Below are 14254 nucleotides of genomic sequence, written 5' to 3'. Positions count from 1 at the left end.
TTTATATATTATTTAAGGTGAGATGCAGCTAATTCCGGTGGCATTGAGTTGATATATATCTCTGTATTCTTTTCAAATCCACCTGGTGTTGCAAGTACTGGTTGTATTCTTACGTTGAAGTGGTAACAAAGTTTAGGACTTTCATAAAACATATAGTTGTAGGAAGGTAAGTCCAGTATCTGTTCATAGCGAATTATTATATATCTAATAGCATCGCCAAGACCAACCAGAAAACTATTGTCTGCCTCTGATATATGGTTGATGTGGTTTTTGGGAAGTATCCATATTTCATAGGGAACGATAGAATAATAAGGTGCAATAGCTGCAAATTGACTGTTCTCATAGACAATACGCTTTGATCTCTGCTCATTGGTAACAATATTGCAGTAAGGGCATTCTTCAAGAGAATCTATGACCCTTAACTCTTCTGAGATGATCGGAGGGACCAGAGGCAGAGCTATTAATTGGGAGTGTGAATGCTCAATTGAAGCGCCTGCTTTATCTCCCCAGTTCTTGAAAAGAGATACATATTCAATATCACTCTGGCTCTGGTAATACTTTATCCGGTCTCGATACGCATGCATGAGCATTGTGATCTCTTCATCTGAATAATCGTTTATTGTTCTGGTATGGGATGGGGTTTCCACTATAACTTCATGATATCCGTATCCTTCATAGCCTTTCCAAGGATGGCTGGATAGTATAGCATTCCTGGGTTTTTCAGACGACAGGGCAGGATAAAGGTTTGGAAAACAGCGAATGTCCCACCCTTTATCACTTTTTTCAATATCAGAACTGAAAACCTCACCATCGTAGTAGACTGCTGTTGGTGGTGGTGTTTTTTTCTCATTTCCCGGGCAAAAGACACAGTTTGAGCTGGAAGCATGCTTTTCAGTTAGCTTAAAATCAGATGGCCTTTTATGTCTTTCAGCTGCTATTAAACAATACTTATCCAGAAAATAGTGTTTTCTAATCTCAGACATTCCCGACTCCTTAATTATTATGAATTTATGTTAAGTTTATTACCGGTATTTATCAACTGGCTTCATTTGATCTTAGTTCCCATGAGCAGTTCATAGTATTCTTTGACTGGACCTTCCCAGTTCATTTTTTTTGCAAGCAGGTTAGCTTCCTGGCAGAGAAGTTTGTACTTGACCTTATCTTCCATGTAGGTGGTGACCAGATAGTTTATTGCAAGTGCATAATCTATTATCGTTTCATTGTATGAGAGATCAATGTTGTCAACAACAATCACTCCTCCAATCCCCGGCACCAGGCTTTCGATAGTGTTCAATGCGTCACTGAACCCGCATATTTTACTTACAATGCTTGGTGTATATTCTTTACCTGCTTCAAGGCCTGTAAGGAGAAAGGGTTCATATCTGGACGGAAAGATGCCTGCTATACATCCAGTCATGAAATTGGATGTGTTCATATTAAGTCCTCCATCATTTTCAGATAGCCATTGGGGATACAGGATAGCTGATACATGCCTTGTCCCACCAGGGAGGCTTGAACATTGTAATCCGCGTTCTTCAATCATCTTCTGGAGTCTGTTCTCCTCACCTGCCAGAATCTCCTTTTGCATATTTATCGGAAATCCTTCTGGAAGATTGTATTTTGGGCCATGCGCACATACAACGAAGCAAACTATCCTGATATCTTCATCAATCCTGCCGGTTCGAACTCCGATCTTGATTATTCGATCTAGCAGTACCAGTGAGTCCAGCAGGTCAGGATAGCCTTTATTCTCGATTTCAATTCTGGAAATGGAAAAAATGGGTATGATCTTCTTGTAGGGTATCTGTTTTCCGTCCATATATTTGTAGATCGTTTCTGAAAGGAAGTTTTGGATATTCTCCTGAAGTCTGATCTTATCGTTCCACTTTATGTCTTTTTCATCAAGATAGATGCCGTTTCTTACAACTATTGAAGTTATTCCGTAGAATAGCTTGATTTCTTTTCTGGTTGAGTCACCAACGGCTGTGACCACATCAGCATATTTTGAAAGTGATTCCAGGGTAGCTGTGTTTTCAGGAATTCCTTCAATCCATGTTGTGTCATTATCCCTTATTTTCTGGATGGATCTGTAACCTGCCCCTCTTCCTGGAAGGGTTGCATGTAAGGTTGCAACTGTATTGACCGCAATGCCTATTTTTTTCAGCCGAGCAATTGCATAAAAGAGTCCAAACTCATGGCAATGAAGTGATATGTTCATTGTGGGCATCAAAGACGCTGCAAACTCTGCAATGGCCTGATCATGATATTCCTTACTGTATTTTTCTTTGATATTTACAAATATTCTTACAAATTCAGAGATTGCATAGGAAAGGTTGAGGTAATGGGTATATTCCTGTCCGTTTGATAGACTTTCATATTTTAGAGAGTCCAGGCCAATCAGGTCAAAAGCTTCCGCTTTTATCTTATTATCCAGAGACATCTCAGTTCCCTTATATACCGTATTGATCCTGCAGAAATTATCTGTCTTAAATAGTAAATATCCGATTTTTGTATTTTTTATTCTTTTCTCAACAGTGATAACATCAATTCCGTATTCCTGTAAGGATTCAATCGTTTCTTTTATCTCATCCCCCAGTTCCATTTCTTCAAATCCACTAACATCAGTTATCCGGTTGAGTCCTTTGTTCCAGTCAGCACCACTATGCCCATAATACGGCCCTGCAACAAGAATTCCGGGGTTTTCATCTTCTTCCAGATCATTGGAATCTATCATGGATGCTAAGGTGTGTGATTCAGCATCTATGACATTCCATATGCCCCCCATCTTATTTGATTTTGGACCAGCTTCTTCCCCAGCTATTATTATCCATTTTTGCTCGATATTAATTCCCCACTTCCAATCTTAATAATATATATATCAGTTAAGTATTAAAAAATATTCATTTTTTTGAAGTAGAGACCATTTTGATGATAACTGAAAATGGAATAATATAATATAATATGATGGTACAATAATATTGATTGTAAATAGTTTGTTAACAGGTGAGCATGAATGGGTGAAAAGGAGATTCCTGAACGAATTGAGACTAAAATTCCCGGACTGGATGAGATGTTAAATGGCGGCTTTTTCAAAGGTACTGTTAATGTGGTTTCAGGTGGTTCTGGAACAGGTAAGACAATATTCGGGGCACAGTTCATTTATAAAGGGGTAATAGAGAATGATGAAAAAGTAATGTGCATTATAACATCTGAAGAATCCAGGTCAATTGTAAGGGAGATGAAGACTTCATTTGGCTGGGATTTTGAAAAACTGGTGGATGAAGGAAAAATTGTATTCGTGGACATAACAGATCCTGCTCTACGTCTTCAGAAAAGTGTAGAGATTGCACCTTCTGAACTTATCAAAAGCTTTAAAAAACTTGTTGAAAGTAAGATTGAAGAGATCAAGCCTCAAAGAGTTTTTGTTGATTCGATTGAGGCTCTGTTCCTGGCTATAGAATCAAATTATAAACTTCGCACCCTGATAGATGATGTTTTTGGTGTTTTCAGAAAACACGATGCAACAACAGTCATTTCAGTTGGCACCATGTTTGACCTTGATAAGATGGTGGAGTACGGGGCAGATTCAGTTATACAGCTTGGCAGGGTAAAAACCAAAGAAGCATTCCACAGATCTATCTATGTAATGAAGATGAGGGGTTCAAAAACAAGTAATGAACTGCGTGCATTGAATATTTCTGATTCCGGAATGTCGGTTCTTCCAACACCGCCTTATTCCGAAGGCTGAAATATTAGAATAATTTGTGAAATACGTGCAGATATTGTCAGAGAAGATACCAGTCAGTATCATTGACGGATAGATTCTCATCTATACCAACATTTCTTTTTGGAATTCCCATGATACGGCTAAGAGTGTCAGATAGATCCTGAAGATATGGTTTTCTGCTCAGACTACCATATATGAATCTTTTCTCTGGCTGTAGATTTTCTGAAAGTGTATTTTCAGCCGGTACTATTTCTACATTTATATCCACCATTTCAGTTGCTTTCTGCATTGCTGTCCTGAAATCACCGATACAGTATGCTATCCTGTGCTTATAGTTGTCACGTGTTTTTTCAAGATACCTTGCAAGTCTTTCACTTTCCATTTTTATAAAATCCCTTTTAATTTTTGCGACGTTGCATCGTCCCATCATGAACTCATAGTTCATAAAAGGGTATTCAGTATCGAGTTCTCTGGGAGTTACTCCGCAGGTTCCAAAAGTGACTATATGTACATCCTCAGGTCTTAAAAGTTCAAATATGATCCTGTCATACATGGTATGGGATGGACTTTTGTGGTATGGTTTCTTTTTTGAACATGGAACAAATATGCAAAATTCACGCTCAGGTGGCTGATATTCTGTCAGTATCCACTCGTTTGCACGAATCATATCTGGATGATATATTATATTTGCATCATCCATCGGTTTACTGGATCGTTCTTTTTCAGGAATTATTGGCGACACTGTATGAAAAATCACGTTATTTGGTATATATAATTAACGACCAGATAAGATTAATATCTGAACAAAAAAGATATGTTCAGCCTACCAGAGGCTGATGAATTAAGTGGAAGGGTTATTCTTTCTTTTCCCAGATTGCGATTATTTTATCTATGGCGATATGAGTTAACATGTCTCCGGTTTTCAGAGTGAGAACTCCGTCAGCACATGCTTCGATTTTGCCCTGAAATACATCCGGTCCGCCAGCATAGACATCAACTTCCTTGTACAGATAATGTTCAACAATAAAAGACTGCATTAAGATCACCTTTCTATAATGTTTTTGATTGGTTGAAGACACTACCTTTTGAAACTATTTATATTTTGTGGAATAGTGCCAATAGCAGATTCTCTGTAAGACTTTAATTGGTGCTCTGCCTGCTGTTGAACCATCCTCCAAGAACAGTGCCTATGGTTCCAAGGATTGCAATATGTGATATCAGTATCAATGTAATGAATATCACTGAAAATGCTCCCAGAAATCCGATGAAAGCCATTCCACTAAACAATGTACCTATAAGGAATGCCAGTACTATGCTGGGTATGATCATAATAACTGTCATCCATAATCCTACACTAAGTCCTTCTGAGGTATTGGATGCTGTAAAATAACTTCCTATGAATCCCCCTGCCAGGGGTGCAATAAAGTCAATTCCAGGGACTGCATACAATAGCAATGTACATAAAACGGCAATAATGGCACCTTTAATCTCTTTGATCAGAATACTCCCTCCATTTTTATTTCAGACTGGTGATGAACTCTTCCATCCTGTCCAGGGCTCTTTTGATATCTTCTTTTGAAGCAGCATAAGAACACCTCAAAAAACCATTCCCACAGCTTCCAAAAACATCGCCGGGGACAGTGGCAACCTGTTTCTCATTCAGAAGGCTCTCTGCAAAATCTTCTGAAGAAAGCCCTGAATTTTTTACACTGGGGAATGCATAGAATGCGCCTTCCGGCTCAAAACACTCAAGCCCGATATTGTTCAGGCCGCGCACTATAAGCCTTCGTCTTCTGTCATACTCCCTGACCATTTTCTGCATCTGGGTATCGCCGTTTTTTATTGCTTCAATGGCTCCCACCTGTGATGATATTGGAGCACAGAGCATTGTATACTGATGTATGAGCATCATTGATTTGATTATTTCCGGTGTGGCTAACGCATAGGCAATTCTAAAACCTGTCATTGCATATGCTTTTGAAAAACCGTTGAGTAGGATTGTACGCTCTTTCATACCATCAAGTGATGCAAAACTGGTATGGTCTCCGTTATATGTCAGACATTCATATATTTCATCCGAGATCACAAAAAGATCATGTTCGGCTACTATATCTGCAATTTCCTCCAGCTCATTGCGCTTCATCACTGCACCGGTAGGGTTGTTGGGATAGTTTATGATTACTGCCTTTGTTTTGTCTGTGATAGCAGCTTCCAGACTTTCAGGTGTGATCTTGAAATTGTTTGTTACATCAGTTGATACAGGGACTGGAGTTCCACCGGCAAAAATTACTGAGGGAATGTAGGCAACATATGAAGGCTGGACAACTATAACTTCATCTCCTGGATTGACTATTGTCCTGATTGCGATATCCAGTGCTTCACTAACTCCAGTGGTTATTAATGCTTCATTTCCCGGGTCGTAGTGTACTCCATGTTTGCGGATGTACATCTTACATACTTCTTCGCGGAGTTCTTTTAATCCGTAGTTGGAAGTGTATGAGGTTTCTCCCTGTTCAATTGAATGGATACATGCTTCCCTTATATGCCAGGGAGTAATAAAATCAGGCTCTCCCACTCCAAGTGATATAACTTCGTCAATTTCTGAAACCAGATCAAAGAAACGCCTGATACCTGAAGGAGGGATACTCTGCAAACTTTTTGCAAGAAAATCAGTAGGGTTGCATTTTTGTCTCATTATGCTTCTTCCTGATCTGCAGAATTAAGGTGATATCGGTAATCTTTTGAGCTGCTCGGTTTCGTACAGTATTACTCCGTCCTCTTTGTATGTTTTAAGCACAAAATGTGTTGATGTGCTCTGGACGTTCTCAAGTGTAGCTATTTTTTCAGCTACAAAAAAAGCTACCTGTTTCATTGATTTCCCACGTACGGTCAGAGAGATGTCATGATCACCCGAAATAAGTCTAACTGATCGAACTTCGTCAAATTTATAGAGGCGTTCTGCAATTGCCTGATAGCCCAGGCGTCGCTGGAGGGTGACCTTCAGTTCAATGATGGCATATACATAATCCTCTCCAGCAATATCCCAGTCAATTATTGTTTTGTATTTACGAATAACGCCTGTTTTTTCAAACTGATCGATCTTTTGCTTTACTGCATCAACAGAAATACCTGTAAGTTCTGCAATATCCTCATGGCTTGTTCTGGCATCCTGTTCCAGGATTTCCAATATATGTCTGGTTTGATTATCCATGTACTGCATCCTAGTTTTATGCGTAAAAAATAAAAAGATCAGGTATAGAATTATTCAAGAAGAACTGCGTTTACAATTCCGTCCTGCCCTGGTCTGCTTGTAACCTTTGCATGACCGATTTCAGTCTTTATGATAGCTCCTTTTGTTATAATGTTCCTTCGAACATAGTGCTCATTTGCAGAGTTCTTCTCAACATTTTCAATGTTTGCTTTCTGAGTAACTCCATCTGCAGGATTTGTTACATTTGCGACATCACACTGCAGTAATCTGACCTTACGGTTGCCTCCCCGTGTAGATACAATCTTGCGTCTGGTATTACTTACAACGGTTTCAGCAGATTCTCTTCCAAGTTCGTACTTCCTCTTACCTTTTGAGCTCTTGATTTTAGCACCAGTGAATCGCCTTCTAGATTTTCCTTGCCATTTCATAGTTTATCCTCATGCTTTTATGATTAAATTATACAGAATGATTGTTTAATGGAATAGTTCTCCATGAATGTATAATTTTGTGGACGTATTCTTACTTATAGGATTCTATATTAACTTTTCGAATACTGGTATAATGTACTGTTCATCATTCTACGCTTAAGATAGATAATTGATAAATAAGTTTGTTTACATTTACTACTAATATGCTTCGTGTAATATTTCTTGGAACCGGTGGAGCATTGCCGACACGTAACCGAAACCCATCAGCAATACTGATCAATAGAGAAGGTGAACTTATTTTTTTTGATTGTGGGGAAGGTACCCAGAGGCAGATGATGAGAGCAAGAACCGGAATGATGTCTCTTACATCTGTCTTCATCACACATTTTCATGCAGATCACATACTAGGTCTTCCAGGACTAATTCAGACAATGTCTTTTCAGGGAAGGACTAAACCTCTTGTGATCTATGGTCCTGCCAAGGTGAAAGAATTTGCTTGTATTCTGTCAAATATTGGATACTATAATCTAAAATTCGAAATAAGGGCTGTTGAAGTACATCCCGGCGATATTATAAAAAGAGATGGATATTCTGTAAAGATCTTAAAAACAGAACATAGTGTACCCAGTGTAGGATATGCACTGGTTGAGGACAGCAGGCCTGGAAAATTTAACCGGGACCGGGCAATTGAACTGGGTGTTCCTGTAGGACCTCTTTTTTCTAAACTTCAGAATGGCATTCCTGTTGAAGTTGAAGGAAAGGTCATATCCCCAGATGAGGTAATAGGTCCTTCCAGGTCCGGAAGGACAATTGTGTACAGTGGGGATACCCGTCCTTCAGACGATGTTCGCAGGATAAGCAAAGGGGCAGATCTGCTGATACATGAAGCAACCCTGGCTGATGAGAAACTTGATTGGGCGATAGAATCAATGCATACTACTGCAGGAGAGGCAGCCAAGCTGGCAGCAGAGGCAGAAGTAAAAAAACTAATACTGACACATATAAGCTCCAGATATACTGAGGATCCATCTGTGATATACAATGATGCAAAAAAACATTTTAAAAATGTTACTGTTGCTGAGGATCTGATGGAAATTGAAGTTCCCTACAGCAAATAGATATAAGGCCTGTAAATCAAGTGTAGATCAGGATCTCAAATAAATGTCCAATCCAGTCTGTTATTGTTTCGATCATAAAGGGATACTTCCATTGTACGATCTCCAAATTCAAAATTTACTGGCTTTGCTCCAATGTAGAGTGTATCACCTTGGTTTATATCACTGCAGTCCGGTTTGAGCCGCCCGAAATATACTCTTCCCTTTGATTCCAGATGTTCGACAACAACACCTTTCCAGTTCTTATTATCTATAACATTGATAACTTTACACTCAAATCTATCAGAATCACTTATTTCACTCATTATAATCACCAGTAAGTTTTTTGGCACCGCTTATTATGATCGTTTATGTATATATAAGATTTAGAGAACCTGACTTATTATCTTTTATAATTGTGGATATTGCTTTTTCAAAATACTCCTGAGTTACATATTCCTTATCGTCCATAATTGCCAGATGAAGAGCTGATTTGAGTAATTTTTCAACAATATCCCTACCGGAAAACCCAGCTGTTGTTTTTGCTATTCTGCTAAGGTCGATGTCAGTGACCGGAAGAGGGAAAGTGTCGATGTTCTTTTTGATGATTTCCAGCCTCTCTTTTTCATCAGGCAGTACAAATTCAATTTCTTCCTCAAACCGGCTTCTTATGGCTGTATCCAATGTATCTGCACGATTTGTGGCCCCGATTGTGCATACACCGCTACGTTCTATTATACCGTCCATCTCAGTTAGGAGGGAGTTAACGATCTCGGCAACATCGCCTCTTAATTCCTGATATCTTCTGTCAAGGGCAATTGCATCAAGTTCATCTATGAAGATTATACAGGGAGCCATTTCCTCTGCATGTTCATATAATTGATGGATCTGGCGTGCACCTTCTCCTACATATTCGCCTATAAGCTGTGTAGCTTTAACAGGAAGTATGGGTACATCTGCTTTATTTGCAAGCGCCTTTGCAAACATTGTTTTTCCAGTACCAGATGGCCCAAAGAATAGTACATTCCGAGGTGCCCATTTTCCAAAGAACTCAGGCTGTTCCAGATATTTTTCGATCAACTTGCATTTCTGTCTAGCAACATTCTGACCAACTACACTTTCAAAAGTGATGCTGCTCTTAAACTCAAAAGGTTCCTGAATGCATTCATTCTCAGTTACAATTATCGTGGTTTCTAGACCTATTATTGATTCTGGCGGGTCAACGTCTACTATTCTGTAGGCGAAATCCGGATACATCCTGCGGTCAAAAAGAAAATCATCCTTACATGCTATGTATCCATTCCACTGTTCACGGGCATAGCATTCAAAAACTTCGGGATTCTCTATTTCAGGATACTCTTCCAGCACACTGGTAAGTGGATATCCTGCAGGTTCTATTATAAGGACATCTGCAGTAGATTCCCTGTAATCCTGATATTGTTCTCTGTTTTTTTTCTTGTTCATTTTCTGGACTGATCGCAACGTATAATCATCCCGGTTTTATATATTTTAAAATACTTATCAATATCTTAATACTGCACTGTATAGTATTCAATCTTCATAAGACTGACCCATGAAAAATTCTGCAGTTATCCCTTTTTAATAAACAGAAAAAGCATAAAAAATCATGGATTAAATGGGTATTGTTCCCATTTAATCTTCCAGTTTGAAATCGCCGTGTTTTTCGATATGTGCAGCCAGTCCGCCATCATTAAGTATTCTGATCATCACATCAGGAAGTGGATTGAATGTGATTTCAATTCCCTTTGTGATGTCCTTGATAATGCCGGCTGAAAGATCAACTTCAAGTTCGTCACCTTCATCTATTTTATCGGTGTCGCATATGAGTACAGGCAATCCTACATTGATGGCATTTCTGTAAAAGATTCTTGCAAAGGATTTTGCCAGAACTGCGCTGACTCCTGCAAGTTTGATTATAGTTGGGGCATGCTCTCGACTTGATCCAAGACCAAAATTTCTGCCTGCAACAACAAAATCTCCTGGATTGACATTGGACGGAAACTCAGGATCTGCATCTTCCAGTACATGTTTTGCAAGCTCAGGAAGATTGGTTCTAAGATGGAAATATCTACCAGGTGCTATCAGATCGGTACTGATATCATCTCCAAACTTCCATGCTTTACCATTAATTGGCTCTTTCATTTACAGCACCTCCCTTGGATCAATGATCTCCCCTGCTATTGCAGCAGCTGCGGCTGTTGCCGGGGATGACAGGTAAATGTAGCTGTCAGGATTACCCATTCGACCTTTGAAATTTCTGTTCTGGGTGGCGATACATACCTCATCATTGGCCAGGATTCCCTGATGCACTCCCACACAGGGTCCACATCCTGGAGCCATTACTGCAGCTCCAGCTTCAACAAGTGTCTGGATGTATCCTTTCTCCAGGGCCTGTATGTATACTTGTTTGGAAGCAGGAGTAACTATAAGTCTTGTGTCAGGATGTCTCTGCTTTCCCCTCAGGACATTTGCAGCAATTTTAAGATCGTCCAGTCTTCCGTTTGTACATGTTCCAATAAATACCTGATCAACCTTGGTTCCTGTTAGATCTTTTATGCTTTTTACATTATCAACTGTATGCGGGGCTGAAATTACAGGCTCAATCGCAGATGCATCTATATCTATTATCCTTTCATAAACTGCATCCTCATCTGCTTTTATGGGGCGGAATTCATCTTCTCTTCCCATTTCTTTCAGATAGCGCCTTGTGACTTCATCAGATTCAACAAGGCCTGTTTTTGCACCTGCTTCCACTGCCATGTTTGTGAGTGTGAATCTTTCTGACATTGTCATGTTCCTGATGGTCTCTCCTGAAAATTCGAGGGCTTTGTATGTGGCACCGTCTGCACCGATCATCCCGATGATGTGCAGTATCAGGTCTTTTGCGTATACGCCTTTCTGGAATTTTCCGGTAACGTTTATCTTAAAGGTCTCAGGAACTCTGAGCCAGGTTTTTCCCAGGGCTATCCCGATAGCTACATCAGTTGATCCCATTCCAGTTGAGAATGCACCGAGGGCTCCTGAGGTACATGTATGTGAGTCTGCGCCAATGAGTATATCTCCCGGTTTTACGTATGATTCAACAAGTCTCTGATGACATACACCTTCACCTACTTCTGAGAGTATTACCCCGGTATCCTTTGCAAATTGTCTTAGAATATTGTGTGCATTTGAGAGATCTTTATTAGGACTGGGTGCCGCATGATCTATAAACAAGATTGTACGGTCTGGATTCTTTGCTTCCACCAGTTTTATTTTCCTCAATTGCTGGACGGCCAGTGGACCTGTGCCGTCCTGAACTGCGGTCACATCAACTCTAGCAACAACAATATCTCCTGCTGAAACTTCTTTTCCAGCATGTTCTCCAATTATTTTTTCGGAAATAGTTTTTCCCATATGTTCACCTGAATAAATTGATACATTTAGTTTATAGGTTTAATAATTTTTATGTCGATAATCTCTTTTGGTATATATGATATTAACGGAAAAAGATATATTATCTAATCTTTACTTGTTGTTTAATGTATTGATCCTGGAATCTTATTGGCCGTATGTTGATTCTCTCATAATTGGATATTCATAAGGGAATAATATAATATGCAACATTGTTAATTGGAATATCTGGCATAAATTGGCTCATTCAATAAATTTAAATCAGATATATATAATCAACTGTAGACTCTATCAAATGTTTGAGCGTTAGTATATAAGAGGTAATTAAAAATGGAACTTGATGAAGTTGTAATAACAAGAGCTATTGTGGATGAGTTTTTGAACGTATTCCTTGATTATACCGATGTAGATGTAGCTCTTGCAGGAGGTGGCCCTGCAAATCTGGTAGCAGCCAAATATCTTGCAGAAGCAGGCTATAAGACCGTGCTGTTTGAGAAGAAGCTTTCAATAGGCGGTGGAATGTGGGGAGGAGGTATGATGTTTCCTCGTATTGTTGTTCAGGAAGAGGCCCGCAGAATACTGGATGATTTTAATATTACCTATAAGGAATATGAGGATGGATATTATGTGGCAAATTCTATTGAGTCTGTATCCAAACTGGCAGCTGGCGCCACATCAGCCGGTGCTGAAATATTCAACCTGGTAAGTGTTGAGGATGTCATGATCCGGGAAAATGATCGTGTTAGTGGACTTGTCATTAACTGGACTGCTGTTGGAATTGGAAAACTGCATGTTGATCCTCTGACAATTCGATCCAAAGTCGTGATCGATGGGACAGGTCATGATGCCAGTGTTTGTAATATTGTACAGCAAAAAGTTCCAGGTGCACAGCTTGGTGAACTTGGGGTCGTTGGAGAAAAACCAATGTGGGCAGATGTTGGTGAGAAATTGCTGATGGAGACTACCAGAGAGATATATCCTGGACTTATTGTTTCAGGAATGGCCGCAAATGCAGCTGCAGGTGCTCCCAGAATGGGGCCTGTGTTTGGAGGTATGCTCCTGTCCGGAGAAAAGGCAGCTGAACTTGCCATATCAAAACTTGACTAAAGAAGCTCTTTTATCAGAGCTTCCCTTTTTCATTTTGCTGATATGTTCATCAGTTTAGTTGTATGCTGGCTATTGGCAGAGAGTATTTTCTGGAGTCATTCATGAGTGTAAATCTGCAAATATATCAAATCATGAGGGCTCATATTGCTGCAAGTTTACCCGAATCTGTTATTGAAAAACCATTGTCTTCGTAGATATACCCCATTGCCTTTAGTTCACGCACATGGTTGTATGTCATTCCTTTTGAAATGTCCAGTTCTTCGGCAATCAGTGTTACTGAATTTACGCCATTTTGAATAAGTTCAAGGATTTGTTTTTTTGTCGATGAGATATTGAAACTGAGTATAGGGAAATCGATAAGGAGATGATCCTCTTCTGTCACGTAAACGATTCTTTTTACCATATCACTTCTTGCATAAGCTCCAAAGAGTGCCCCAAAAGCCTGTGGCTTTCTGCCTCCGGATACATTGATAGTGATTTTCCTATTCATAGAATGTTCTTTTTCGATCAAAGATGAAACGTCCTGTGCTACCGTGATGGGATCATACAGTGAAGTTACTTTCTTTTCAATCTCTATTACATTCCCAAAAGTGGCTTCAATTGTATTTTCAGCCTGTACCTTTTCTTTAGACACTCCATCTTCTGTAAGTATGATTATTTTGGAAGGGGAGAGCCTTGTTACACAGACAAGGACAGGCTCAAGTGCATATAGTGTAGTGATGAGTGTCAGCTGTGTCATGACAACTAATTAGTATGGATAGTATATATCTTTAATTATACAAATAAACTATATTTTAGATATTAATACTTTATTAGTATTGATTATCTATCAAAAATTATATATCTAAGGTATACAATATAAGTTATATGTTCACAAAATGCATTGCCCATATATGCGGTAATACCATTTATGTGAACCATATAATCCAAGAGCGGGATTGGGGAGAGGGATCATCGTTGCAGCAGGTATGAGGGCGATTCATTGTAACTTTATACCTGCTGTAAACTATGAATACTGTAAAATCATATTTCCAGACTTTTGAATCTGCTACCACTATCGAATCTCAATTGTTTTGATTTATTGATATCTTTGAATAAAGAAGGAAAAGTTTATTTAATAGAGATACATCTATAGCTTGCTTTGAATCTACCATGTGCTGATGCCGGGGTAGGGTAGCGGTTATCCTGTAGCCCTGTGGAGGCTACGATCCGAGTTCGATTCTCGGTCCCGGCCTATTTTAAAATTGAATTAATCGAAGCAATCGATGGACCT

16 protein-coding genes and 1 tRNA gene are annotated in these 14254 nt (G+C 39.3%); 4 read left to right on the top strand and 13 right to left on the bottom strand.

Translation table 11 applies throughout. From position 1 onward, the window contains the following. Positions 1–8: 8 nt before the first annotated feature. Positions 9–983 carry a galactose-1-phosphate uridylyltransferase gene (locus MZHIL_RS06985; RefSeq protein ID WP_013898667.1) on the bottom strand — a complete coding sequence of 325 codons (975 nt, stop codon included), beginning with the start codon at positions 981–983 and terminating at the stop codon, positions 9–11. A gap of 62 nt (positions 984–1045) precedes the next feature. After that, positions 1046–2785 carry a glycosyltransferase family protein gene (locus MZHIL_RS06980; RefSeq protein WP_013898666.1) on the bottom strand — a complete coding sequence of 580 codons (1740 nt, stop codon included), beginning with the start codon at positions 2783–2785 and terminating at the stop codon, positions 1046–1048. Positions 2786–3013: 228 nt separating this feature from the next. Here MZHIL_RS06980 and MZHIL_RS06975 point away from each other — a divergent pair, with 228 nt between their 5' ends. Further along, positions 3014–3748 (top strand): RAD55 family ATPase, encoded by a 735-nt coding sequence (locus MZHIL_RS06975; protein WP_013898665.1) that lies wholly within the window; start codon positions 3014–3016, stop codon positions 3746–3748. Between the two features lie 37 nt (positions 3749–3785). Here MZHIL_RS06975 and MZHIL_RS06970 read toward each other — a convergent pair whose 3' ends face one another. The 6 genes from MZHIL_RS06970 to MZHIL_RS06945 form a co-directional block, all read right to left on the bottom strand. Beyond that, a complete protein-coding gene (locus tag MZHIL_RS06970; protein ID WP_013898664.1) occupies positions 3786–4469 on the bottom strand; it encodes a DUF5591 domain-containing protein in 684 nt (227 codons plus the stop codon). A gap of 112 nt (positions 4470–4581) precedes the next feature. Further along, positions 4582–4764: an MM0924 family protein gene (locus MZHIL_RS06965; RefSeq protein ID WP_013898663.1), complete on the bottom strand. Its 183-nt coding sequence runs from the start codon at positions 4762–4764 to the stop codon at positions 4582–4584. Between the two features lie 103 nt (positions 4765–4867). Beyond that, complete coding sequence (locus tag MZHIL_RS06960; protein ID WP_281034004.1) at positions 4868–5200, bottom strand: DUF5518 domain-containing protein; 333 nt, start codon at positions 5198–5200, stop codon at positions 4868–4870. A 43-nt stretch (positions 5201–5243) separates the two neighbouring features. Then, on the bottom strand, positions 5244–6422 hold the full coding sequence (locus tag MZHIL_RS06955) for an aminotransferase class I/II-fold pyridoxal phosphate-dependent enzyme (protein ID WP_013898661.1): 1179 nt from the start codon (positions 6420–6422) through the stop codon (positions 5244–5246). A gap of 24 nt (positions 6423–6446) precedes the next feature. Beyond that, on the bottom strand, positions 6447–6938 hold the full coding sequence (locus tag MZHIL_RS06950; RefSeq protein WP_013898660.1) for an Lrp/AsnC family transcriptional regulator: 492 nt from the start codon (positions 6936–6938) through the stop codon (positions 6447–6449). A gap of 50 nt (positions 6939–6988) precedes the next feature. Next, positions 6989–7366 carry a 30S ribosomal protein S8e gene (locus tag MZHIL_RS06945; protein ID WP_013898659.1) on the bottom strand — a complete coding sequence of 126 codons (378 nt, stop codon included), beginning with the start codon at positions 7364–7366 and terminating at the stop codon, positions 6989–6991. Between the two features lie 203 nt (positions 7367–7569). On the opposite strand from MZHIL_RS06945, the gene MZHIL_RS06940 reads away from it, so the two are divergent. Next, the gene (locus MZHIL_RS06940; RefSeq protein WP_013898658.1) at positions 7570–8484 is read left to right on the top strand and encodes a ribonuclease Z; all 915 of its coding nucleotides are present in this window, start codon (positions 7570–7572) and stop codon (positions 8482–8484) included. 35 nt (positions 8485–8519) lie between these two features. Here the strand turns inward: MZHIL_RS06940 and MZHIL_RS06935 are convergent, their stop codons facing one another. The 4 genes from MZHIL_RS06935 to MZHIL_RS06920 form a co-directional block, all read right to left on the bottom strand. Beyond that, on the bottom strand, positions 8520–8786 hold the full coding sequence (locus tag MZHIL_RS06935; RefSeq protein ID WP_013898657.1) for a hypothetical protein: 267 nt from the start codon (positions 8784–8786) through the stop codon (positions 8520–8522). A 43-nt stretch (positions 8787–8829) separates the two neighbouring features. Further along, positions 8830–9924: an AAA family ATPase gene (locus MZHIL_RS06930; RefSeq protein WP_172633396.1), complete on the bottom strand. Its 1095-nt coding sequence runs from the start codon at positions 9922–9924 to the stop codon at positions 8830–8832. Between the two features lie 189 nt (positions 9925–10113). Continuing rightward, complete coding sequence (locus MZHIL_RS06925) at positions 10114–10611, bottom strand: 3-isopropylmalate dehydratase small subunit (RefSeq protein WP_216580011.1); 498 nt, start codon at positions 10609–10611, stop codon at positions 10114–10116. Between the two features lie 12 nt (positions 10612–10623). Beyond that, the gene (locus MZHIL_RS06920) at positions 10624–11877 is read right to left on the bottom strand and encodes a 3-isopropylmalate dehydratase large subunit (protein WP_013898654.1); all 1254 of its coding nucleotides are present in this window, start codon (positions 11875–11877) and stop codon (positions 10624–10626) included. Positions 11878–12204: 327 nt separating this feature from the next. Between MZHIL_RS06920 and MZHIL_RS06915 the strand changes: the two genes are divergently transcribed. Continuing rightward, positions 12205–12981, top strand: coding sequence for a sulfide-dependent adenosine diphosphate thiazole synthase (locus MZHIL_RS06915; RefSeq protein ID WP_013898653.1), 777 nt, complete (start codon positions 12205–12207; stop codon positions 12979–12981). A gap of 139 nt (positions 12982–13120) precedes the next feature. Here MZHIL_RS06915 and csa3 read toward each other — a convergent pair whose 3' ends face one another. Beyond that, positions 13121–13720 carry a CRISPR-associated CARF protein Csa3 gene (csa3, locus tag MZHIL_RS06910; protein WP_013898652.1) on the bottom strand — a complete coding sequence of 200 codons (600 nt, stop codon included), beginning with the start codon at positions 13718–13720 and terminating at the stop codon, positions 13121–13123. 423 nt (positions 13721–14143) lie between these two features. Here csa3 and MZHIL_RS06905 point away from each other — a divergent pair. Then, a tRNA-His gene (locus tag MZHIL_RS06905) sits at positions 14144–14215 on the top strand. The last annotated feature ends 39 nt before the right edge of the window (positions 14216–14254 follow it).

The organism is Methanosalsum zhilinae DSM 4017, from assembly GCF_000217995.1.
Lineage (GTDB): Archaea > Halobacteriota > Methanosarcinia > Methanosarcinales > Methanosarcinaceae > Methanosalsum > Methanosalsum zhilinae.
The sequence above is the reverse complement of the archived record's forward strand: the minus strand, read 5'-3'. Positions and strand labels throughout refer to the sequence as shown.